The organism is Polyangium sp. 6x1, assembly GCF_029946515.1.
Classification (GTDB): domain Bacteria; phylum Myxococcota_A; class Polyangia; order Polyangiales; family Polyangiaceae; genus Polyangium.
On the sequence record NZ_JARZHH010000003.1, the window covers coordinates 100327 to 121231 of the forward strand.

Consider the following 20905-nt stretch of genomic DNA (forward strand, 5'->3'; position numbering starts at 1 on the left):
ACTCCGGCGTGACACGGCCCGGGAAGCGCGGATACCATCCCATCCATGACGAACACACGACACGCGGGCCGGATGGGGCGCTTTGCGCTCGTCCTTTCGGTGATGGGCCTCCTCGGCGCGGCGACCGCGTGCGGGGATGGCGGCAGCAGCGCGACGGGTGGCCCTTCCGGATCGGGCGCCGGCGGCAGCGGCGCTTCGGGGCAAGGCGGCCAGGGCGGCATGGGCCAAGGCGGGCAGGGCGGCGAGCTTTTCCCCTCGGGCGTCGGCGGCGCGGGCGGGGGCGCGGGCGGCGGGCCGACCTGCAATCCCGTCCTCAAGGCCACCGTGCGCGATTTCAAGGTCGAGCATCCGGACTTCGAGGATTTCCTCGGCGACGATCCGGGCATCGTCGCGAACGAGCTGGGGGCGGACGGAAAACCCGTCTATGCGGGCAACCCCACGACGCCGACGACGTCGGGCAAAGAGAATTTCGACCAGTGGTACAACGACGTCGCGGGCGTGAACCTCGCGATCCCCATCGAGATCCCGCTCACGGCGGCGGGCGGCGGGACGTACACGTACAACAACTCGGCCTTCTTCCCCATTGACGGCCAGGGCTTCGGCGACGAGTTCAACACGCACAACTACCATTTCACCCTCGAGCTCCGGACGCAGTTCATCTACGAGGGCGGCGAGGTCTTCACGTTCACGGGCGACGACGACCTCTTCACGTTCATCAACGGCAAGAAGGTGATCGACCTCGGCGGCGTGCACGGCGCGCAGAGCGCGACGGTCGATCTCGACGCGCGCGCGGCCGAGCTCGGCATCGAGAAGGGCAAGAGCTATCCGCTCGATTTCTTCTTCGCCGAGCGGCACACGAGCGAATCGAACTTCCGGATCGACACGACCATCGGCTGCTTCTCGGAGCCACCGATCCCCGATTGAGTCAGTCGAAAGGCGCGACCGTCACCGCGTGATTCAGGGGCCCGTGCCCGTGCCCGAGCCCCGGCGCCTCTTGGATCGCGAGCCTCAGGTATCGCCGCGCCCGCGTGATGGCCGCCTCCACGCCGAGCCCCTGCGCGATCCCCGCGGCGATCGCCGAGGCGAGCGTGCATCCCGTCCCGTGCGTCGAGGTGGTCTCGATCCGATCGTCCTCGAAGAGCCGCTCGCCCGCAGCCGTGACGAGCACGTCCGTGACCTTCGGCCCTTCGAGGTGCCCGCCTTTCAAGAGCACCGCCTTCGGCCCGAGCGCGAGCAGCGCCGCGGCCACGCGCCGCATCGCCGCGACCGAGTCGATCGTTTGACCCGAAAGTACCTCGGCCTCCGGGAGGTTCGGCGTGATCAGCGTCGCGCGCGGCAGGAGCCGACCGACGAGCGCTTCGCGCGCCTCGGGGAGCAGGAGCGGCGCGCCGCCCTTGGCCACCATCACCGGATCGACGACGAGCGGCACGTCCTTCGCGAGGCGCTCGTGCACCTCGGCGACGACGTCGATCACCTCGGCCGAATGGAGCATGCCGGTCTTGATCGCGTCCGCGCCGATATCCTCGAGGACCAGGCTCATCTGCTGCGCGAGGAACGCGGGCGGGACCGGAAAAACCCCGAAGACGCCGCGCGTGTTCTGCGCCGTCAGCGCCGTGATCGCGGTCGCCCCGAACGCGCCGAGCGCCGTCACGGCCTTCAGATCCGCCTGGATTCCCGCCCCGCCGCCCGAATCCGAGCCGGCCACGATGAGCACACGCCCTTGCATCGCGGCTCGCGTACCAGCGCGGAACCCGGCGCGCAAGGTGCTGGACCGTTCACTTCGTCGACATGGCCAGCGTCGCCCGCACACGGCGCTGCTCGAGCGGCGTGAACGAGCGATCGAGCAGCGCTTGCTCGGCCGCCTTGAACGTGGCGTCGTCGTCCGTCTTCGCGGCGAGCGCGTCGCGCTCCTTCCGGAAGGCCTCGATCCGCGCTTTCCACGCCGCGCGCTCGGCGTCGAGCGCGGCCAGCCTGTCGGCCGCCTCCGCGCCGAGCGTCTCGACGCGCTTCGCGTACACGTCCTCGTCCGTCGCCCCTTCCGCGCGCATCGCGTCCACTTCGGCGCGCGCGCGGAGCGGCAGCGTCGCGTTCTCCCGCGCCTCGCGTGCGGTGCCTGGCAAGCTCTCTTCGAGCGCGGCGATCCGTCGATCCCGCTCCTCGACCGTCAGGGTTTCGTCCTGACGAACCCGGCTCGCCTCGGCGGCCACGTCGCCTTCGCGCTCCTCGTCGCCGAAGAGCGCGTTCGCCGTCTCGTCGCCGAAATGCTTGCGCCTGAGCTTCTTCAGCGCTTCGAGCCTCGCCGTCGGATCGGCCTCCTCGTCCTTCGGCAGCGTGAGCCCGTCCTTGTCTTTTCGATAGGCGAGATATCGATCGAGCAGCGCCGCGGCTTCGAGCGCGGCCGGGCCGTCGACCCGCTCGCGGATGGCGGCGAGGATGCGGGCGCGGATCGTCTCGTCGCTCTCCTCGCCCTCGGTGGTGAAGTAGTAATCGAAGAGGCGCAGGATTTCGGGGCCGAGGATGAGGGATCCGTCGGGACCGACGCGCAAGGCGCCGTCCTCGTCCGTGCCGCGCAGCGACCGGGCCTTGTCCTGGAAGGGGCTCTTCTCGCGGGTATCGATGTTCGCCTCGGCGCGCCGGGCCGAAGCCGAGGTTTTTCGCGTCGCGCTTTTCGGGCCGCCGCGCAATTCGTTCGTCGTTTCGACCGCGCGCGCGGGCTCTTCCCCGCCGCGCCGCCACGCGCCGATGCCGGCGGCGGCGACGAGCGTGACGAGGGCGAACCCCGTGGCGATGCGGCGGCGGTCCACGCGCGTCCTCGCTTGGAAGATCGTCAGAGGCCGAGGTTCTTCAGGCGGTTCGCGTGGGCGCGGAAGACTGACTTCGGGCTTGTCTGGAAGGGCGCCGTGATGCCGAAGAGCTGGTTCACCTCGTCGAGGTGGTTCATCTTGTAATCGTCGCGGATGACGTCGCCGAGGTGCGAGCTGCAGCGGCCGACGAGCCCGTCGTTCGCGTCGTCGTAGATGATGCCCGTGAGCCCCATCGGGTAATCGGAGACGTCGAGCACGTTCGTCACCTTCGAGGTGCCGGACCACGAGAAATACTTGATCCCGTTCACCTCGTGCGCGCCCTCGCCGCACCACGCGGCCGGCAGGCCCGCGCCGTAGGTCGCGTTATACGTCGCGGCGCCGTCGGACGAGAGCGACTCCAGCGCGGCCACGGAGTCCTGCGGGCTCGTCTGGCCAGAGAGCAGGCCGAGGATCGTCCCGAGCGAGTTCGCGAAGAGCGAGAGCACGGCCTCGGAGAAGCCGCCCTCGGTCATGTTGTCGCGGAGGAAATCGGCGAGGTCGGCGCCGTGGTGCGGCGAGCCCACGCTCGTCACGCTCGCGACGAGGTCGGGCCGCACCGTGGCGACGTACCGGATGTCGAGGCCGCCGTGGCTATGGCCGACGAGGTTGACCTTCTTGGCGCCCGTGGCCGCGACGATCTCCTCGACCTGCTGGAGCAGCTCCTCGCCGCGCGCCTCGGTGGACGAGAACGCGGGCACCTGCGTCACGAAGACGCGCGCCCCGCCCGACGCGAGCGACGACTCGATGCCGTGGAAATAGTCCACCACGCCGAACAGCTCGTCGAAGCCCGCCATGCCATGGCAGAGCACGATGGGGTATTTCGTCTGCGTGTACGTGTCGGTGTACCCATTGGCCGCCGACGTCGACGTCTCCTCCGCTGCCGCGAGCTGGTTCGGCGACTCACCGCCGCACCCGCTGATGAAGGCCGACGCGAACATCGCCGCGCCGAACGCCGCCGCCCGACCCAACCGAACCCCCAAGCCAATGTTCCAGCGCATGTTCAGGCCCTCCATCCTATCCGAATGGCACTGTTCATGCCAGAGGATCGAATGACGCACTGCGCGTGGAACAAGCCATTGAGGCTGCAATCTTGCCGAGCGATGGTGATCTGGATTGGGTCAAATGCGATCCAGGGTGGATCTTCCGTGTATCAGTCGCCTCGATCCAAGCCGCGTCACTGAAGCTTGAATTTGAACGTGAGGACGTAACGGACGCTGACGGGACGGCCGCCGTACATCAGCGGGCTGTAGCGCTGCTGCGCGAGCGTCGCGTTCACCGCGGGATCGAGGAACGGGTGCCCCTTGAGGATGCGGCAATCCCGCAGCCGGCCTTCCGTGGTGATGACGCATTGCGCGATGACGGTCCCCTCGACCCGCTGGCGCGCCGCGTCGCTCGGGTAGGGCGGTTGCGCCGGGCCGCCGATGAGGACCGGGCGGCCCATCTCGGAGGACCAGCTCAACGTGGTGTTCGTCGGCGGCGGCTCCGGCGGAGGCGGCGCGGTGCCCTTGCCATTCGGATCCCCGCCGAGCACGCCGTCGGGCTTTCCATTCGGGTCGCCTCCATTGCCCGTGCCGTCCGGCGCCGTCGCGCCATCGCCGGGCGCGGCGGCGGGCGACTCGTCCGTGGGTTCGGGCTCGGTCGGCGCCGTCTTCGGCGGCTCGTTCGTCAAGATCGGGACCTGCGGACGCTTGGGCCGGGGCGTCTTCGGTTGCGCCGCCCGCTCGGGCTGCGGGGCCGCAGGGCCCGGGGAGCCGAGGAGCGCAGGCGGTTTCGGGACCGTGAACACCACGACCGGCTCGTCCTCGTTCGAGGAGGCCTTCTTGCCGGGAATCGCGAACACGATGACCGCCGCGAGCGCGTGCGCGGCAATGGACAGAAGTGCTCCGGTGCCGAGGTGCGGACGAGCGCCCTCGTACCGGCCCAGGGCCGATTCGAACACGAATGCCTCCTTTCCAGGACGAACGGGGTGCGTCCCGGAGAAACCTATTTCAGGACCGATTCACTTCGGCAGAACGAGATTGACCTTCGAGACGTACCGCACGGAGACGGGCCGTCCGCCCTGCGTCGCCGGCGAGAATCGCCACGTGCGCGCAGCCGCGAGCAGCTCGCCGTCCATGTGCGGCAAGGTTTTCAAGAGCCGACAATCCTTCGTCGCGCCCGCCGCCGTGATCTCGCATTGCAAGAGGGCCGTGCCCTCCACGCGCGCTTCGAGCGCCTCGCGCGTGTACACGGGATCGCGACCGCCGATTCGCTTCGGCTGGGACATGGTCCCTTGCTCGAACGGAGGCACGAGCGCGCTCGGCGCCTCGGGTTTGGCCGGAAGCACCTCGGGTGAGCCCACGGCCTCCACCACGGCGACGGGCGGGGGCACGTCCGCGGGCGCGCTCGGCGCCTCGGACGCGGCGGGATCGTCCTTCACGGCCACCTTCGAAGGCGACGCGACGACGCTCGGCACGCCGCGCGGAGCATGCGCGGGCGTCGCGACACGATGGGGCTCCGCGTCGTGCCCCTTTGCCTCCGCGCGAGGCGCGGGCGCGGGGATTCCTGCGCCGAGCTGGAGCTCGGGGTATTGCTGCGGTTCGTCCGCGGGCCCTTTCGACACCTCGGGCCGATGCATCGGCTGTGAGACGAGCGCGATGCCGATGAGCACCACCTGCGCCGCCGCCACGAGCCCGGCGCCGAGCCGTCCTTTTTGGAAAAACCCGACGGGCTTTCCGGTCGGCCCGAGGACGCTCTGGAACAAGACGTGCGGCGCCGCCTGCGCCGATCGCTTCGCGCCGGCCATTGCGACCCGCGCCGGACGAGGCTCGGGCCTCTCGGGACGCGCCGCCGTCGCCGTGCGAGGCGCGTGGACGGCCTGCGCCGGAATCTCTTGCGCCTTCGCCACGCGCGCCGGCTCGATGCCGAGTGCCGCGAGGGCCCGCGCCTTCGACGCAGCCGGCGCCCGATCGGACCGCGCCGAGCGCAGGAGCGCCGTCGCCGCGTCGTCGCCATTCTCGTCGAGCAGCCTGCGCACCTCGCTCACGGCCGCCCCCTTCCTTCGGTCCCGACGACGCGCGCCGAGATCCTCGCAAAGAGCTCCCGCGCGCGCCGCAGCCTCGACGCCACCGTACCCATCGGCAGATCGAGCGCCCCGCTGATCTCCTGCATCGTGAGCTCTTCGAGCTCGAAGAGCACGAGCACCGTCCTCAGATCCTCCGGCATCGCCGCGAGCACCTCGTCGAGCAGCGCCCGCAGGCGCCGCTGCTCCACGATCTCATCGGGCCGAGGCCCCGCGTCGGCGCGCGCGTCGGCCACCTCGTCCCCCTCGGGGACCTCGCGCCGCCGGCGCTGCGCGCGTTTGGCGTGCGAGGCGACGTGCACGGCCGTCCCCATCAGGAACGCCTTCTCCCGCCCCGGCTGAATGGCCCCGAGCTTCCCCGACGCCACGACGAACACCTGCTGCGTGCAATCATCGAGCTCCGCCGCCGGCACCCCGAGCCGCCGCAGCGCCACGTAGACGGCGTCGAAATGCGCGTCGACCATCCCCCGCAGCCGCGCCTTTTCCGCGCCGCCCTCGCCGCCTTTGGCCCACCCCTCCTCGACCGGGCGAGGTTCGTCCGCCTCGCAGATTTCGGCGCCCGAGAAGAGGATGTCCAGGTCAGAGACGAGGGTCACGGGCTCACCCTCCGTTTCGAACGGAGCCCCGGGGCCACGCGAGGCGCGGCGAACGCAGGGGGCACATGGGCAAGAGCGGGGGCCACGTCTCTACCATGCCCGGTCCGGGGCAGGTTGATCACGAAAAATGAACGGGGCGCGTCGATGCCCGAGATGTGCGGGAGGCGACGGTTACTGCTGCACGGGCGCTGGCGCCTTGGTCACCGCCACCACGCCCCATCCCGGCTACTTCTTCGATTCTTGCTCCCCCGGCTTGGGCAAGCTCGCCGGGTCGTAGATCCCATCACTCTCGATCTTCCCCCACCGATCCTCGAGCAATTTCACCCTGCCCGGGTCGTGGATCTCCGCGAGCTTCTTCTTCCACGCGCCCTCGAGAAAGCTCGTGCTGAAGGGATCCCCTCGGTCCTCGGGAATCCCCACCTCCGTCTTGCACACCTGCATCTCGTAGCCCCCCGGGGAAGGCTCCGCCTGCTTCATGCAGAGGTCGTATTTGTTCTTCCAGTTGCTGATTTCGAGCCTTTGCACGAGCAGGCCTTCCGCCTGCTTGAGGAGCGGGTGGACGCGCTTGTATTCGGCGTCGACGAGCGCCTTCGCCTCGCCGGCCTCGGGGCTCGTGGGGAAGAGCTTGGCGATTTTCTTGCCGAGGTCGACGCACGAGCCGGTCCCGTCGGGCTTGCACGCGGCCTTCACTTCGTCGAGGAGGAGCGCCGGGCCATTCTTCGTGAGCCACTCCTTCGCCTTGTCCGCGACCGGAGAGCTTTGCCCGGCGAGCTCTTCCATCTTGGCCCGCGCCGCGGCCTTGTCCGCCGAGGCGTTTGCCTCGTCGAACGCGGACGCCTGGCTCATCGCCCGCGTCTTCGCGAGCGCTTCGAATGCCCGCTTGGCCCGCGCATCCGTGACCGTCGCGGCGAGCTCCTTGGCTTTGCCGTATTGCCCCTCGGCGACGAGCGTGGTCGCCTCCCGGACCGTCAACGCCTCGATGCGTTGCTTCGCCGCGGGGCAAAAGGGCGAGCTCTCGGAGGCCTTGCAGACCTCCGCATAGAGCGCCTTGGCCTCCGCGACCTTGCCGGCCGCCTCGGCCTCCCTCGCTTTGGACATCGGCTCCTTGGCGGCATCGCAGCCCGCGAGCGCGAGGGCGAGTACCACGATCGTCTGGGCAATGGAGCGGCTCATTTCGCACCTTTCAGGGCCTTCAGCGGATCCTCACCCGTCGCGACGGCCCCGGACCGGCGCGCCTCGTACGTCGCAATGAGGCCGGGATCGCCGAGCGTCGCGACGCGCCTGCGGAAGAGCGAGTCCTCGGTCTGCCGCGCGTCGAACCGCTCGTAGGGAGACTTGCCGTCGTCGTAGACGGTTTCCTCGCAGGCGCGGATGCGCTGGAATTCTGCCTCGATCTCGGCGGTCTTCTCGGCCATGCAGAACGTGAAGGCCAGGTCCTTCTTGCCCCGCTGCATGAAGACGCCGATGAACCTGTCGAGCTCGGCGCGCGCCTTCTCCGTGCGCTTCTGCTCGGCGTCGTGGGCGGCTTTGGCCTCGTCGAATCCGGGCGGCTTCTCGGGCAGCGCCGAGAGCTTTTCGAACGTATCGATGCACGAGCCCTGATGCTCCGGGCCACACGCGGCCTTCACCTGCGCCACGACGAGCCCCGGTCGCTCCTTGTCGATCCATGCCTTCGCCAGCGCCGCCGCGGGCGTGTTTCCGCCAGCGATCGCGTTCATCGTATCGAACGCGCGTGCCTTGTCCGTATCGGCAGAGGCCTGCTCGAAGCGAACGCCTTCGGTCAGGTCCTCCTTGCCGAGGCGAGCCTCGATGTCCTTGGCCGTGGCTTCGTCCGCGAGGGCGAGGGCGCGGAGCAGCAGGCGCTCGGCCTTGCCGAATTCGTTTTTCTCGGTGGCCTTCGTCGCGGCCGTCACGAGCGCGCCCGTGGCCTTCGCGCCGCTCTGCTGGCATTCCGGGCTCGCCGGCCCCTCGGCGCAGACGAGCTCGAACTTCTGCGCGGCCTCTTCGAAGTTCGCTTGGGCTTCGAGGTTCTCCGCCTCCTTGAACGAAGGCGGAGGGCCCGAGCATCCGCCGATGGAAAGCGGCAGAAGGACCAGGAAAGATGTACGTGCGAGCACGGAGCGAGTAGACCCGCGCGGCCTTTGCCTGTCAATCTCTCAGGCCGCCTCGCACCGCGGGCACCACGCGCCGCTCGGTCATGTCGGACAGCCACGTCTGCCGGAGCGAATACGAGGGGCGCGTCATGCAAACGCGAGCGTATCGCGATAGCCGCTCGCGTGAGGGCTCACTCGCGGATCAGGGAAGGCAGCGCGACGAGCAGGTAGGCCGCGGACGTGCCGGCCATGATCGATTGGGCGATGACCGCCGCGGGTCGCTCGACCGGCTCTCCGCGGAGCAGCGCTGGCAGCTTGCCGAGCCCGCGCGCCGAGCCGGCGAGCCCGAGGCCGGCCACGGCCGTCGCGCCCACGAGCGCCGCCTTCCGGGACGAACCACGCCGGGCGAGCAGGCCGAGCCCCAGCGCCGCCGCGCCCACGCCCGCGGGGATCAGCGCCGTCTTGTGCTCCCTGCCTGTCGCGACGAACCCCCCGATGCCGAGCGCGGTCAAGAGACCGCCGTACCCGATCGTCCAGCCTGTCATGACGTCGAACCCTCCTTCGGCCGTGACGCGCGGCGCGTCATGCGTCTCGCGCCGACCCTTCATGACACGCCACGCGGCGCCGCGCTCGATACGTCGAGGGCGACGTGGCCGCCGGCCGCGACGGCAGCGGGCGAAAGCCACCCCGGGAGCGCGAGCCGCTCCCCAGGGGTGAGCTTATCATCCGCGCTTCTTCGCCGCGGGCGCGGGCGTGGCCCGGCCTTCGATTTCTTTCCGCAGCTTCTTCCACTCGCCCTTCGGCAGCTTGCGGACGGCGTCGGCGATGCGAGCCCGCTCGTCCTCCCCGGGGAAGGCGAGGATGTACAGGGGCGGGATATCGAGCGCGCGGGCGATGCGATCGACGGTCTCGATCGTGATTGCGGCGAAGCCGTGCTCGATGTTCGAGAGGTGGCCCTTCGAGATCGAGCTCGCCTCGCCGAGCGCGGGCAGGGACATGTTGCGCTCGAGCCGCAGCTCGCGGATACGCGCGCCGACCTTGGAGGAGAAGGGGCTGGGTTCGGTTCGTCGGGGCATGGATCACCTCTCGTCAGCGAGGATTCCCCCTTACCACAACATGCGCGGAAGACAAACTACCCAGTTCGTCCGACCCGTAGATTTTGGAGAGGACGTCCGAGAACCAGCCCACATCCAGGGGCGCCGGGGGAACGTTTGGCCCCCCCGCACATAGTTGTTGCGTGTTCCGGGGAAAACAGGCAAAGTCCAGGCCGGGCGAGATCCGATCCGGCCGGCGCTCGGGTTCAGAGCTCGACGTTCACGAGGGGCAGGAACGGCAGCCCGCCCTGGCTCGACAGGTTCACGCGCCCGAGCTGCACGCCTTGCAGCCGCGCGGCCCGATTGACGAGCTTGGCGAGGCCGCCCGCGAGGATCGTGAAGCAGAGGCGTCCGATCTGCATGCCGTGCGTCATGGAACGGCGGCAGCACTGCGATCCCGCACGCGCGCCGTGCCGGGGGAGTGGTAGGACGTTCTATGGCCGACCATCCTTGCGTTGCCCTTGCGGCCGTGACGAATCCGGAATACGCAGTGGATATCCGAACACGCTTTGCGGGAGGTGCACGCTTGAATTCGTCTCGATCCTTCGTCGCCATTTCATTCGCGGTTGTCCCGTTCGTCCTTTTCGCCTGCGCCAAGGGAAACACCCGTCCCGGCGGCGACGGCGGTGCAGGAGGCGAGGGGGGCGACGATTGGGGCGGGCCCGCGCAATCCTCGAGCAGCAGCGGAGGGATGGGCGGCGGGCCCGGCGGAACCGGGGGCATGGGCGGCGGGTCGAGCTCGAGCAGCGGATCGAGCTCGTCCTCGGGCAGCGGCGGCATCGGCGGCGGCGGGAGCGAGCCTTTGCCGATCGTGCTTCTGCGCGTCGGGGATGGGTTCACGACGCTCTCGTCCGCGGCGTCGCCGGTCTCCATCGAGTGGCGGCTCACGGACGGCTCGGCCATGCCCGGCTCGCCGGGGACGACCGGGATGCCGCAGTCGACCTCGGGGTCCAATTACGCGTTCACCTTGTCGGGAACGGCGACCTCGGAGGGCCACCTGTCGCTCTCGTCGGCGAACGGCAAATACGTGTTTCTCGCAGGGTATGCCGCCGGCGTGGGGATCGCGAACGTGAGCTCGCAGTCGGCGGACCTCGTCCCGCGCGTCGTCGGCCGGATCGACGCCTTCGGCAACGTGAACACCTCGACCCTGGTCTCGGGCGCGTTCAGCGGCAGCAACGTGCGCGGCGCGACGTCCGAGGACGGCACGTCGATCTGGGTCTCGGGCAACAGCACCACGACCGGCGGCATTCATTTCGTCACGCTCGGCTCCGTCTCGGGCACGCAGATCCTCTCGAATCCGCTCAATACGCGCTGCGTGCACGTCGCCGGCAACCAGCTCTACGCGACCTCGGGCGCGGGCACGTTCGTCAACGTCTTCACGGTCGGCTTCGGCACCCCCACGTCGAGCGGGCAAACGGCCACGTCGCTCCCCGGCCTGCCCACCCTCGGCGCGAGCCCGTATGGGTTTGCCCTGCTGGATCTCGTGGGCGGCATTTCCGGGCCGGACACGCTCTACATCGCGGACGATCGGAGCCCGGCGAGCGGCGGTGGAATTCAGAAATGGACGTACGACGGCGGCTCGTGGACGCTCGCGGCGACGTGGAGCGACGGGACGTCCGGCGTGCGGGGCATCGCGGCCGTCCCGTCGGGGGCAGGCGTTCGTGTCGTGGCGACGACCACGGAGCCCAGCGAAAACAGACTCATCACGCTCTATGACGATGGATCGGCGTTCCCCGAGGTCACCGTCTCCACGATCGCGCCGCCGAATACCGTGTTCCGCGGCGTCGCGTTTGCGCCCCAGTGACCCTTGACAAGGGCCCGGACGCCCGGGACCCTTCAGCCCGATGTCTCCCCTCCTCGCGCACGGGCCGTCGGATCTCCTCGAAGGACGCTGGGTCCCGCTGCCCGGCGACGCCATCACCTCCCGGAACCCCACGCGTCCGGCCGAGATCGTCTGGCAAGGCAGCCCCGAGCCCGCGCATGCAGGCGAGGCCGTCGCGGCGGCGCGGCGCGCCTTGCCTGCGTGGGCGGCGCTGCCCGTCGAGCGGCGTTTCGCGGCGCTCCGCCGCTTCCGCGACCTCTGCAAGGCGCGCGCGGCCGACATGGCCCGCCTGATCGCCGACGAGACGGGAAAGGCGCTCTGGGACGCGCGCGCCGAGGCCGATCTGCTCGCGGCCAAGGTCGACATCACGCTCGACGCCTCCGAGCACGGCGGGCTCCGGCGGGTCTCGGGCTTCGAGATCCCGCTCTCGGCCTCGCGCACGGGCCGCACGTGGTTCCGCCCGCACGGCGTCATGGTCGTGCTCGGCCCCTTCAATTTCCCGGCGCACCTGCCGAACGGGCACATCATCCCCGCGCTCGCCCTCGGAAACACGATCGTATTCAAGCCGAGCGACAAGGCCCCGGCGGTCGGACAAACCCTCGCGGCGTGGCTCTCCGAGGCGCTCGCCGCCGAGGGCGCGCCGCCCGGCGTCGTGAACCTCGTGCATGGCGGCGCGAGCGTCGCGTCGCGCCTCGTCGCGAACCCCGACATCGACGGGGTCCTCTTCACGGGCTCGTGGCCCGTGGGCCGGCGCATCCTCGAAGCGAGCCTCGATTGGCCGGGCCGCGTGCTCGCGCTCGAGATGGGCGGCAATGCCCCGTCCGTCGTCCTGCCCGACGCGGATCTGCGGCAAGCGGCGATCGAGGTCGCGCGCTCGGCGTTCGTCTCGACGGGGCAACGCTGCACGTGCACGCGGCGGCTCGTCGTGCACGGCGCCGTGGCCGAGAGGTTCGTCCGGACGATCGTGGAGATCGCATCGGCGCTCCGCGTCGGGGATCCGCTCGCGGATCCGCAGCCGTTCATGGGGCCGATCATCTCGGCGGAGGCGCGCGCGGCCGTGCTCGCGGCGCAGGAGCGATTCGCGGCCGGAGGCGCGGAGAGCCGGCTACCGGCGCGCGCCCTCGAATCCCCGTCCGGTGGGCATTTCCTCTCGCCGGGGATCGTCCGCGTCGACAGGTTCACGCTCTCCGAGGAGGGGCCGGGCGCGGACGTCGAGGTGTTCGGGCCGCTGCTCCGGTACGTCGTCGTCGATTCGGTGGACGAGGCGATCGCGCAGGCGAACGCCACGCGCTTCGGGCTCGCGGCCTCGATCTTCACGAAGGACGCGGCCGTCGTCGAGCGATTCCTCGCCGAGGCGCGCGCCGGCTGCGTGAACGTCAACACCGGCACGGCGGGCGCGAGCAGCAAGCTCCCGTTCGGCGGGATTGGTTTGTCTGGGAACCATCGGCCCGCGGGGGCCTTCAGCCTGGACTATTGCGCGTATCCGGTGGCGGGGATGATCGAGAGCGGCGCGGCGGCGCCGCTGCCGATCGGGATGACGTTCGAGGAGAGCTGGCTCGGATAGGGAGCGCGGCTCAGTTCACGTTCGGATCCGACGCGGCGTTCGTCGCGTCGGCTTCGGCCGCGTTCGCCTCGGCGTTCGCCTCGGGGGCCTTCTTCGGCAGCTTCTCTTCGATGGACGCGAGCCGCTCGGCCGCGCGCTCGAGGGCGCGCGCGCTCGTCGTGAGGGCCGTGCGCCCGTATCCGAGGCCGAAGCCCGCCCATTTCACCGAAGCGTCGACCAGCACGTCGTACATCTCGCGCGCCTTCTGCTCGACGCGGGCCGACGCGGCCTTCACGTCCTTCAGGCTCGGGATCTTCGTCTCGCTCTGGGTTTGCGTCTCGACCATGAGGGATGCCTCCTGTTCGTCTGGAAAGCTCTCGTCCGGCAAGGCCATGCGCTGCGCGCAGCCCTGCAAAGGAGCCCGCGCGAATCGCGTCACCATGCGCCGCCCTGCGAGCGCGAAGCCCGCCCCGGACGTCGTTCGGATGTGTCCGCTTTCTATGACGCAACGTGTTACGTGTCAAGACGCGACGCGTTGAATTTCCAGCATCCCCTGGATCGGGGGTATTCAGGCGGCGCGGCGGACCGTGGCGGCGCGCGTCACGGCGGCGACGAGGGTGTCGACCGCGTGCGGGCAGCTCCGGAGGTCGATCGCCTCGCGGAGGAGTGGCTCTTGCTCGTGCGCCGCCGTCGTCGTGAGGACGAGCGTGGGGCGCGAGCCGACCTTGGTTCCGCGCAGGAACGTGAGGAATGGGACGCTCTCGTCATGCGGAGAGACGTCGTAAACGACGACGCGTGGGTCGTGTCGAGCGAAGAGCGCGAGCGCCGCCTCGGGCGCCGCGACGAGCGGGCCGAGCGCGGCCGTGACTGCGTGGAGGCCCGCGGCCTCGATCTCTTCGGCGAGCGACCTCGCCACGGCTTCGTCTTCGTGAATGATGACCACGACGGCTGGGTGCTGCATGCTCGCGATGCGAGGCAGGGCGCGTGCCTGGCCGCGCCGCGTCGTGCTCGCACGCTCGCAGCTTCCGCCCGGATCGATTATGCTGCGCGCTCTCCCCATGTTTTCCCGACGCGCCATCCTCTCTTCGGGCCTTGGTTTCGCGGGTTCTGTCCTGCTTTCGCGGAGCGCGCTCGCGAAGAAGGCCGAAAAAGACCCGATCCCCGCGCTCCCGCTCTCGTTCGCCGTCGCCGAGGAAGACGCCGTCGCGGTGCAAAACGAGACGTGGATCGGAGAGCAGATCGCCGAGGCCACGCGGCTCTTCACGCCGATCGGCGTCACGTTGCGCAAGGCCTCCGCGCGCGCGCTCCCGGCGGCGCTCGCCAGGCTCGAGACGCGCGCCGACAGGGACGCGCTCGCCGCGCACCTCGAGCCAAAGCGGATCAACGTGATGATCGTGGCATCCCTGCGAGACGTGGACGATCCGAAGCTCTTCCGGATGGGCGTGCACTGGCGGCACAGAAAGACGCCGGCCAAGCATTGGGTGATCGTCGCGGCGAGCGCACGACCGAGCACGCTCGCGCACGAGCTCGGCCATTTCTTCGGGCTCGGCCACAGCGACGTGACCGACAACGTGATGAGTTATTCGCGTACGGGTGTTCCACCGTTCTTCGACGCCAAGCAGGCGGAGCGGATCGAGAGCATGGCGCGGATGTACGTGGGGTCGAAGCTCCTCGAGCCCGCATGAGCCGCGCGCGCGGGCGCCCTTCGATTCGCTCGCCACGGGGCTCGAGATCGTTTACCCTACGGATCGTCCGGCCGATCGTGCCGGGGTCCTTTCATGCAAACGCCTCCACGTCGAACGACACCCCCGCCGCCGTCCGTCGCGCCCGCTGCGAGTGAGCGCGCGCCTGCTGCTTCACCGATCAGCAGCGGCTTCGGGCGACCGAGCAGGCCGCCGCCGTCGTCGAGCGACGGCGCGCCTCGCTTGACGGACACCTGGGGGCCGATCTCTTCGGAGCGTTCGCCGCGCTCCTTTTCGCGCCCGCTGACCGGGACCGGCGAGCAGCGCGCCTGGTACCTGGATCTGCCATCTCCGCCGGGGGAGGGACCCTTTCGGGTCAAAGGGATCGCGTATCGGGGTTTGACGCAGCTCGTGACGTCCCGCGTCGAGGGAGGCCCGGCGGCATTCGTCGCGGCATTGCCGTTGCCCGCGTTGCAAGGCTTCTTCGGCCAGCCGTTCCTCGCGGGCAGCTTCTACGACCTGTACCCGCTCGTGGCTGGCAGCGGCGTCCTCGCCTCGCTCTTGCGCTCCCAGCTCGACACGTTCGCGCACCAGCAGGGGCGCGCGCAGGCCTCGTACGACGTGGAGCACGCATACCGGGCTTTGTTTCAGGGCAAATCGGCGGACGACGTGCACGCGCGCCTCCGCCCGCTCGCCGGTCGGTATTACGATTTCGGCGAATGGAATGTCGACCGGGTGGGACCGGATCGGATCCGCGTCGTCGAGCGGGCGCTTCCCATCTGGATCATGCCGTGGTTCATCCCGATGCAGATCGGCTATTTCTCGGGCCTCATGGCGGCGCTGGGCAAGCCCGGCTCCACGGTGACGTTGCAATCGTTCCGCCGCGAGGGGCTCGCGGGGTCGGTGCCGCTCGTCGTCCTGGAGCTCGAGGTCGTCATGCGCGACTGATCGAAGCGTTTCGCCGGGCGATCGGGGCTTCTCGCGGGGGCCTCGCCGTGGTACGGCGGGCCATGCGGTCCTTCCTCGGTGCTACCTCGATATGCCTCCTCGGGGCCCTCGGCTGCAGCGGCGGCGGCGAGACCCCCAAGTCGCCTCTTTTCGACGTCACCGGCACGATCGTCGACCTCCACCTGACCGAGGGGGGGGACGTGACGAACGTCCGTGATTCCGGTCAATTCGAGATTGCCGCGATCGTCCCCGGGGACGACGGCGCGCCGCGGGAGCTCCTCGCCGAGGTGGCGGAGGACGGCACGTTCCGCATTCGTGACCTCCCCGAGGGGCCTTATGATCTCCGCTTCATCGAGCTCTTCGGCACGGGGACGAGGCCGCCGCGGTTCATCATGGACGCCCCGCGCACGCTCGATCTCGGCCGCGTTTACGTGGGCCGGCCCGACGCCGACCCCATCGCGACGGCGGACACGACGGAGCTCGCGCTTACGTTCGATGGATTGAATCCCTGGGAGGAAGGGTCGAGCATCGAGGTTTTCTCGCTCGGCGCGGGCACGATCGGCACGCTTCCCCCGGCGAATGGCATGCCGCCGGCCATGGACGCCACGCAGGTCACCGATTATCGCGTCGCCACATCGGAGCTCGTCGTGCCGAACGTCGTCGCGGGTGGCGCGGGGGACCAGGCCTATTTCACGCAAAGGGTCGGGACGGCCGGCGTCGGGGCGCCTTATCGTTCCGTGCGCAAGGCCTTCGGTCCGATGTCGTTCACGCTCGCCGACGGCGCGACCACGCCCGTCGAGGGCACGTTCGTGGATGCGCCTTCAAAAAAGCTCTCCGTCTCCTTCGACGACGCTGCATTCCAGGCCCTCGCCGAGAGCGTGCATCCCGAGGCGACGATCGCGGGCAAGGACGTTCGCATTGGCGTGGAGCCGGGGGGCGCGGATCGCGTCTCCGTCTCCCCCACGCCCGATTTGCTCTTGTTCTCCGGCCTCCCCGCGGCGCAGCCTCCGGCCGAGCTCGTGTATGGCAATCCGTTCCCCGACGGCTGGGCCGAGGTCGCCGCCGTCGAGGTCTCGTATGCGGTGACGCACGTCATGCCCACGGGGATCCCGAAGACCACGGCCGTCGCGATGGGTCGCAGCGGCCCGGTCGCCTCGTTCTCCGGCAAGGTGGCGCCGACGCTCGGCCCGCCGCTCGACATCCGCGTGAATGAGCAGCCCGCGTATGGAGAGCTCCTCGGCATTGGCAAGACGCCCACGGTGACCTGGAGCGCGCCTTCGCTCGGCAAAGCCGCGGCGTACATCATCACGCTCCGGCGCCTCGATCCCGGAGGACAGCTCACGCGGACCATGGCGTCTTTCTCGACGCGAGAGCCCGTCTTGCGTATTCCGGACGGCTTGCTCGACGTGGGGTATTATTATTACCTCCGCATCGGCGTGCGGGAGGAGTTCGACCACGCGGCGCCGCTCCGGGTCCAGGAGAGCCGCGTGTATGCCGAGGCGCTCACCGGCGTCCTCTCGCCCTGAGGCGCGCGCGGCCCTGCCATGGATGTCCCTACCTATCAAGTCTCGGCCATTCAGGTCCTCGGCCTCGCTTGCCTCGGGCTCGTCCTCGGCCGCGGGATCCGGCGCGTCCTGCCCGTCTTCGAGCGCCTCAGCATTCCCGCGTCGATCCTCGGCGGCCTCGTGTACGCGATCGTCGGCCTCGCCTTGCGGGATCGCGTCTGCAATTTCAAGTTCGACCTCGCCTTACGCGACATCCTCATGATCGCGTTTTTCACGACGGTGGGGATGACGGCGAGCCTCCGGCTGCTCGCGCTCGGCGGCAAGCGGGTCGCCATTTTCCTCGGCGCCGCGGTCCTCGGCCTGCTCGCGCAGATGGGCTGGGGCGCGGGGGCGGCGAAGGCGATGGGGCTGCCGCCGCTGCTCGGCGTCATTCCGGGCGCCGTATCGCTCACGGGCGGGCCCGCGACGGCGCTCGCGTTTGGCCCTGTCTTCGAGCAGGCGGGTGTCCCGGGCGCGACGGCGATTGGCCTCGCGTCGGCCGTCTTCGGGATCACCGTGAGTGGCCTGCTCGGCGGGTTCGTCGGCAGCTTCTTGATTCGCCGCCACGCCTTGCGCCCGGGCGAGAGCGACGCGATGCCGGCGCCCGAGATCGACATCGACGCGGGGCCCTCGGAGAAGCACGGAGATTATCTCGCGCACATCATCGTGCTCGGCGTGGCGATGGCGCTCGGCTCGCTTCTCTCGGCGCAGTTCGCGGCCTGGAAGCTCACGCTCCCGGCGTACATCGGGGCGATGATCGTGGCCGGCGTGGTTCGCAACCTCGACGATCGCCTGCAATTCGCGGGCATCGATCAGAAGAAGATGGAGGAGATCGGCTCCGTCGCGCTCGAGCTCTTCATCGTGATGGCGCTGCTCACGCTGGAGCTCTGGCAGCTCCGCACGCTCGCGTTTCCCGTGCTCTTCATCCTGATCGGCCAGGTGGTGCTCACGATCACGCTCTGCTGGACGGCCATTTACTGGATGATGGGCCGGAATTACACCTCGGCGGTCATGGCGGGTGGGTATTGCGGGTTCATGCTCGGCACGACGGCGAACTCGCTCGCCTGCATGAACGAGATCGTGCGCAAATCGGGCCCGGCGCCCCAGGCGTTTTTCGCCGTGAGCATCGTGGGGGCGTTCCTCATCGATTTCATCAACGCCCTGCTCGTCACGCAGGCCTTGAACGTGCTCCGCTGAGCGCGCGCCGAGCCCCATGACCTCCGAACGTAGGACCGTTCTCGTCACCGGCGGCGCCGGGTACATCGGCTCGCACGCGGCCCTCGCCCTCGCGGCGCGCGGCGACCGGCCCCTCGTGCTCGACAACCTGAGCAAAGGCCACCGCGAGCCGATCGAGCGAGTGCTGGGCGTGCCCGTGATCCAGGCCGATACGCGCGATCGCGCGGCCCTCGACGTGATCTTCGCGCGCGAGCGGATCGACGCGGTCATGCATTTCGCCGCGTTCATGGAGGTCGGCGAGTCCGTCCTGGATCCGCTCAAGTATTACGAGAACAACGTCCACGGCACGGTCACCTTGCTCCAGGCGATGCAGGCGGCAGGCATCTCGACGCTCGTCTTCTCCTCGACGTGCGCGACGTACGGCGTGCCCGAGGTCGTCCCGATCCCCGAGGAGCACCCGCAGAATCCGCTGAACCCGTATGGCCGGTCGAAGCTCGTCGTGGAGAAGATCCTCGCGGAGTGCGAGACGGCCTGGGGCCTCCGGTCCGTGAGCTTTCGTTATTTCAATGCGGCCGGCGCGCATCCGAACGGCCTGCTCGGCGAGGACCACGACCCCGAGACGCATTTGATCCCGCTCGCCCTCCACGCGGCGCTCGGAAAACGCCCGTCGATCCGGATCTTCGGCGAGGATTACGACACGCCGGACGGGACGTGCGTCCGCGACTACATTCACGTCTCGGACCTGGCGGATGCGCACGTGCTTGGCCTCGATTATTTGCTCGGCGGCGGGGCGAGCACGGCCGTGAATCTGGGCAATGGGCGTGGTTTTTCCGTGAAGGAGGTCATCGCGGCGGCGGCGCGCGTCACGGGCCGCGAGATCGCCGTGGAGAAGGCCGAGCGCAGGCCCGGAGATTCACCTGTGCTCGTGGGAGCGAGCGCGCGCGCGCGGGAGCTGCTCGGCTGGTCGCCGCGGTACCCCGAGCTCGACACCATCATCGCCCATGCATGGGCGTGGCATCAGAAGCAACACGGCTGACGGAATGGAAGCGAGGGGCTAACCGGCTTCGGGCCGGAGCCCGAGTCCGCGCGCGATCTCCTGGAACGTCTCGACCGCGGGCGTGGGCGTGCGCCGTTTGTCGGGGCTGTCGTAGTCGACACGGAAGAGGCCGAAGCGGGGCTCGTAGCCCTCGGCCCATTCGAAGTTGTCGAGGAGCGACCAGTGGAAATAGCCGCGTACGTCGACACCCTCGCGCGCGGCGCGCACGAGCGCCTCGAAATGGAAGCGCAGGAACGAGGGGCGGACCTCGCCGTCCTTGTCCGCGATGCCGTTCTCCGTGACGTACACGGGGAGCCCGAGCGCGCCATATCGCTTCAAGACCTGGTAGAGGCCTTCGGGGTAGATGTCCCAGCCGAGGTCGCTGACGGGCCGATCGGCGGGCACGTATTGCTTGGAGAGCGAAGGATCGCGGAGGTCGGCCCGGACGTGGTCGCGGCCGTAGTAATTGATGCCCATGTAATCGTAGGAGCCGACGAGGTCCGGGACGGCCACGTCGATCTCGATGACCCCGGGAATCGCGAGCTCGACGCGGCCCGTGAACGGCGCGGACGCGATGGCCTCATTGAAGAAACGGTCGGTGAAGCCGGCGACCAGCCGATCGAGCGGAGAGCGGGTCGCTGGCTGAAAGATGCGGACGTGGTGCGCGATTCCAATTCGCGTGGCGTGCCCGTCGCCGTCCGCGTCCGTCGTATCCGCCTCGCGGATCGCCTCGGCCATGCGCGCGTGGGCCACGAGCATGCGCGAGAGCACCCGCGCGGCAGCGCGTTGATCCGAGAGGCCCGGCGGAAAGATCCCCTTCACGTAGGAGAGCGTCGCGAGCACGTTGGGCTCGTTGATCGTGCACCAGAGATCGACCGCCGGGCCGAGCTTTTTCGCGACCCTGCGCGAGAAGGCCGCGAGGAGCTCGATCGTCCGATCATTCATCCATCCGCCTTGCGTCGCCACCCAGCGAGGCAAGGTGAAATGGTGGAGCGTGACCATGGGCTCGATGCCGGCCGCGCGGAGGGCGAGCGCCCAGGCGAGGTATCGATCCGCGGCCTCCTCGTTCCACGCGCCCTCCGTCGGCTCGAGGCGGCTCCATTCGACGCTGAATCGATATGCATTCGCGCCGAGCCGGCGCATGAGCGCGATGTCCTCGTCGATGCGGTTCCACGAATCACACGCGGCGCCCGAGACCGCGCGATCCTTGATATGGGGCTCGCCGCCGGGAAACGCCCCGCGCTCCCAGTCGGTCCAGTCGTTGTCGAGGCCGCCCTCGATCTGGTGCGAGGCCGTCGCGGTGCCGAGCAGAAAACCCGCTGGCAAGGCCGAGGGCAACGAGGAGAGCGCGTCCTTTGCGCCGAGGACGCACGGGGGCGGGTGCGGATCTCGGGTGAGCGCGGCGTAACCCATGCGGGCGAGGCGTCCGAGGTTCATGAGGCCGGCGGCTTTATAAGCTGGCCGTGC

22 protein-coding genes are annotated in these 20905 nt (G+C 69.4%); 8 read left to right on the plus strand and 14 right to left on the minus strand.

Annotation, left to right across the window (positions count from 1 at the left end):
• Nucleotides 1-45 precede the first annotated feature (45 nt).
• Entirely contained in the window at nucleotides 46-924 is an 879-nt protein-coding gene (locus tag QHF85_RS05405) for a fibro-slime domain-containing protein (RefSeq protein ID WP_281325973.1), read from the plus strand.
• A 1-nt stretch (nucleotide 925) separates the two neighbouring features.
• Here QHF85_RS05405 and thiD read toward each other — a convergent pair whose 3' ends face one another.
• The 11 genes from thiD to QHF85_RS05460 all read right to left on the minus strand — a co-directional run bounded on the left by thiD (nucleotide 926) and on the right by QHF85_RS05460 (nucleotide 10049).
• Nucleotides 926-1726 carry a bifunctional hydroxymethylpyrimidine kinase/phosphomethylpyrimidine kinase gene (thiD, locus tag QHF85_RS05410; RefSeq protein WP_281325974.1) on the minus strand — a complete coding sequence of 267 codons (801 nt, stop codon included), beginning with the start codon at nucleotides 1724-1726 and terminating at the stop codon, nucleotides 926-928.
• 49 nt (nucleotides 1727-1775) lie between these two features.
• Nucleotides 1776-2804 (minus strand): lipase secretion chaperone, encoded by a 1029-nt coding sequence (locus QHF85_RS05415; protein WP_281325975.1) that lies wholly within the window; start codon nucleotides 2802-2804, stop codon nucleotides 1776-1778.
• A 23-nt stretch (nucleotides 2805-2827) separates the two neighbouring features.
• Complete coding sequence (locus QHF85_RS05420; protein ID WP_281325976.1) at nucleotides 2828-3841, minus strand: triacylglycerol lipase; 1014 nt, start codon at nucleotides 3839-3841, stop codon at nucleotides 2828-2830.
• A gap of 176 nt (nucleotides 3842-4017) precedes the next feature.
• Nucleotides 4018-4782 (minus strand): energy transducer TonB, encoded by a 765-nt coding sequence (locus QHF85_RS05425; protein WP_281325977.1) that lies wholly within the window; start codon nucleotides 4780-4782, stop codon nucleotides 4018-4020.
• A 60-nt stretch (nucleotides 4783-4842) separates the two neighbouring features.
• On the minus strand, nucleotides 4843-5868 hold the full coding sequence (locus QHF85_RS05430) for an energy transducer TonB (RefSeq protein WP_281325978.1): 1026 nt from the start codon (nucleotides 5866-5868) through the stop codon (nucleotides 4843-4845).
• Nucleotides 5865-6500 carry a sigma-70 family RNA polymerase sigma factor gene (locus QHF85_RS05435; RefSeq protein ID WP_281325979.1) on the minus strand — a complete coding sequence of 212 codons (636 nt, stop codon included), beginning with the start codon at nucleotides 6498-6500 and terminating at the stop codon, nucleotides 5865-5867. Before QHF85_RS05435 ends, QHF85_RS05430 begins: the two co-directional genes overlap by 4 nt.
• 225 nt (nucleotides 6501-6725) lie before the next feature.
• Nucleotides 6726-7673, minus strand: a complete 948-nt coding sequence (locus QHF85_RS05440; protein ID WP_281325980.1) for a hypothetical protein — start codon at nucleotides 7671-7673, stop codon at nucleotides 6726-6728.
• Nucleotides 7670-8617 (minus strand): hypothetical protein, encoded by a 948-nt coding sequence (locus QHF85_RS05445; RefSeq protein ID WP_281325981.1) that lies wholly within the window; start codon nucleotides 8615-8617, stop codon nucleotides 7670-7672. Before QHF85_RS05445 ends, QHF85_RS05440 begins: the two co-directional genes overlap by 4 nt.
• A gap of 167 nt (nucleotides 8618-8784) precedes the next feature.
• Nucleotides 8785-9201 (minus strand): hypothetical protein, encoded by a 417-nt coding sequence (locus QHF85_RS05450; protein WP_281325982.1) that lies wholly within the window; start codon nucleotides 9199-9201, stop codon nucleotides 8785-8787.
• 114 nt (nucleotides 9202-9315) lie between these two features.
• Nucleotides 9316-9669, minus strand: a complete 354-nt coding sequence (locus QHF85_RS05455; protein WP_281325983.1) for a helix-turn-helix domain-containing protein — start codon at nucleotides 9667-9669, stop codon at nucleotides 9316-9318.
• A gap of 224 nt (nucleotides 9670-9893) precedes the next feature.
• Entirely contained in the window at nucleotides 9894-10049 is a 156-nt protein-coding gene (locus QHF85_RS05460) for a hypothetical protein (protein ID WP_281325984.1), read from the minus strand.
• Nucleotides 10050-10213: 164 nt separating this feature from the next.
• Here QHF85_RS05460 and QHF85_RS05465 point away from each other — a divergent pair, with 164 nt between their 5' ends.
• Together QHF85_RS05465 and QHF85_RS05470 are read left to right on the plus strand one after the other, a co-directional pair.
• The gene (locus QHF85_RS05465) at nucleotides 10214-11491 is read left to right on the plus strand and encodes a hypothetical protein (protein ID WP_281325985.1); all 1278 of its coding nucleotides are present in this window, start codon (nucleotides 10214-10216) and stop codon (nucleotides 11489-11491) included.
• A 40-nt stretch (nucleotides 11492-11531) separates the two neighbouring features.
• The gene (locus QHF85_RS05470) at nucleotides 11532-13073 is read left to right on the plus strand and encodes an aldehyde dehydrogenase family protein (RefSeq protein ID WP_281325986.1); all 1542 of its coding nucleotides are present in this window, start codon (nucleotides 11532-11534) and stop codon (nucleotides 13071-13073) included.
• Between the two features lie 10 nt (nucleotides 13074-13083).
• On the opposite strand, the gene QHF85_RS05475 is transcribed toward QHF85_RS05470, so the two are convergent.
• Nucleotides 13084-13494, minus strand: coding sequence for a hypothetical protein (locus tag QHF85_RS05475; RefSeq protein WP_281325987.1), 411 nt, complete (start codon nucleotides 13492-13494; stop codon nucleotides 13084-13086).
• Nucleotides 13495-13620: 126 nt separating this feature from the next.
• A complete protein-coding gene (locus tag QHF85_RS05480) occupies nucleotides 13621-14013 on the minus strand; it encodes a hypothetical protein (RefSeq protein ID WP_281325988.1) in 393 nt (130 codons plus the stop codon).
• 97 nt (nucleotides 14014-14110) lie between these two features.
• Here QHF85_RS05480 and QHF85_RS05485 point away from each other — a divergent pair, with 97 nt between their 5' ends.
• The 5 genes from QHF85_RS05485 to galE all read left to right on the plus strand — a co-directional run bounded on the left by QHF85_RS05485 (nucleotide 14111) and on the right by galE (nucleotide 19438).
• Entirely contained in the window at nucleotides 14111-14737 is a 627-nt protein-coding gene (locus QHF85_RS05485) for a hypothetical protein (protein WP_281325989.1), read from the plus strand.
• A 408-nt stretch (nucleotides 14738-15145) separates the two neighbouring features.
• Nucleotides 15146-15682 carry a hypothetical protein gene (locus QHF85_RS05490; RefSeq protein ID WP_281325990.1) on the plus strand — a complete coding sequence of 179 codons (537 nt, stop codon included), beginning with the start codon at nucleotides 15146-15148 and terminating at the stop codon, nucleotides 15680-15682.
• Between the two features lie 62 nt (nucleotides 15683-15744).
• Entirely contained in the window at nucleotides 15745-17208 is a 1464-nt protein-coding gene (locus QHF85_RS05495) for a hypothetical protein (protein ID WP_281325991.1), read from the plus strand.
• Nucleotides 17209-17226: 18 nt separating this feature from the next.
• Complete coding sequence (locus QHF85_RS05500; protein ID WP_281325992.1) at nucleotides 17227-18423, plus strand: sodium/glutamate symporter; 1197 nt, start codon at nucleotides 17227-17229, stop codon at nucleotides 18421-18423.
• A 16-nt stretch (nucleotides 18424-18439) separates the two neighbouring features.
• A complete protein-coding gene (galE, locus tag QHF85_RS05505; RefSeq protein WP_281325993.1) occupies nucleotides 18440-19438 on the plus strand; it encodes a UDP-glucose 4-epimerase GalE in 999 nt (332 codons plus the stop codon).
• Between the two features lie 18 nt (nucleotides 19439-19456).
• Here the strand turns inward: galE and QHF85_RS05510 are convergent, their stop codons facing one another.
• Complete coding sequence (locus QHF85_RS05510) at nucleotides 19457-20875, minus strand: family 1 glycosylhydrolase (protein ID WP_281325994.1); 1419 nt, start codon at nucleotides 20873-20875, stop codon at nucleotides 19457-19459.
• Nucleotides 20876-20905: the final 30 nt, after the last annotated feature.